Origin of the sequence: Actinosynnema sp. NPDC023587 (genome assembly GCF_040640215.1) — a bacterium.
Classification (GTDB): domain Bacteria; phylum Actinomycetota; class Actinomycetes; order Mycobacteriales; family Pseudonocardiaceae; genus Actinosynnema.
Genome location: NZ_JBFABG010000033.1, coordinates 1 through 1451, shown reverse-complemented (window position 1 = coordinate 1451; position 1451 = coordinate 1). Strand labels below are relative to the sequence as shown.

Below are 1451 nucleotides of genomic sequence, written 5' to 3'. Positions count from 1 at the left end.
CGTGCTGCGTGAAGGCTGAGACGTGATGCATAGCCGATTGAGGCGAAGTAGAGTGATCCCATGCTGTCGAGAAAAGCCTCTAGTGAGTGTTCATGCGGCCCGTACCCCAAACCGACACAGGTGGTCAGGTAGAGAATACCGAGGCGATCGGGCGAACTGTGGTTAAGGAACTCGGCAAAATGCCCCCGTAACTTCGGGAGAAGGGGGGCCGGGGGATTTGAAGCCCCTTGCGGGCTAGGATTTCTCGGCCGCAGAGACCAGCGAGAAGCGACTGTTTACTAAAAACACAGGTCCGTGCGAAGTCGCAAGACGATGTATACGGACTGACGCCTGCCCGGTGCTGGAACGTTAAGGGGACCGGTTAGCTCTTCGGGGCGAGGCTGAGAACTTAAGCGCCAGTAAACGGCGGTGGTAACTATAACCATCCTAAGGTAGCGAAATTCCTTGTCGGGTAAGTTCCGACCTGCACGAATGGCGTAACGACTTCTCGACTGTCTCAACCACAGGCCCGGCGAAATTGCACTACGAGTAAAGATGCTCGTTACGCGCGGCAGGACGGAAAGACCCCGGGACCTTTACTATAGCTTGGTATTGGTGTTCGGTTCGGCTTGTGTAGGATAGGTGGGAGACTGTGAAGCGTCGACGCCAGTCGGTGTGGAGTCGTCGTTGAAATACCACTCTGGTCGTACTGGATGTCTAACCTCGGTCCGTGATCCGGATCAGGGACAGTGCCTGGTGGGTAGTTTAACTGGGGCGGTTGCCTCCCAAAGAGTAACGGAGGCGCTCAAAGGTCCCCTCAGCCTGGTTGGCAATCAGGTGTCGAGTGCAAGTGCACAAGGGGGCTTGACTGTGAGACCGACAGGTCGAGCAGGGACGAAAGTCGGAACTAGTGATCCGGCCATGGCTTGTGGAAGCGTGGTCGCTCAACGGATAAAAGGTACCCCGGGGATAACAGGCTGATCTTGCCCAAGAGTCCATATCGACGGCATGGTTTGGCACCTCGATGTCGGCTCGTCGCATCCTGGGGCTGGAGTAGGTCCCAAGGGTTGGGCTGTTCGCCCATTAAAGCGGTACGCGAGCTGGGTTTAGAACGTCGTGAGACAGTTCGGTCCCTATCCGCCGCGCGCGTAGGATACTTGCGGAAGGCTGTCCCTAGTACGAGAGGACCGGGACGGACGGACCTCTGGTGTGCCAGTTGTCCTGCCAAGGGCATTGCTGGTTGGCTACGTTCGGAAGGGATAACCGCTGAAAGCATCTAAGCGGGAAGCCTGTTCCTAGATGAGGTATCCCACCCTTCGTGGGTTAAGGCCCCCAACAGACCATTGGGTTGATAGGCCGGAGATGGAAGGCCGGTAACGGCTGGAGTTGACCGGTACTAATAGGCCGAGGACTTGCTCACAAACATGCTACGCATCCACTGTGCGGTTCTGAAAGAACCGAACCGGACCACC

1 other annotated feature (running past one end of the window) is annotated in these 1451 nt (G+C 56.9%).

Annotation, left to right across the window (positions count from 1 at the left end):
* Window positions 1-1399, top strand: a sequence feature (mutual gap in cmsearch alignment for this rRNA model is longer than 100) (it extends 1625 nt beyond the left edge of the window).
* Window positions 1400-1451: the final 52 nt, after the last annotated feature.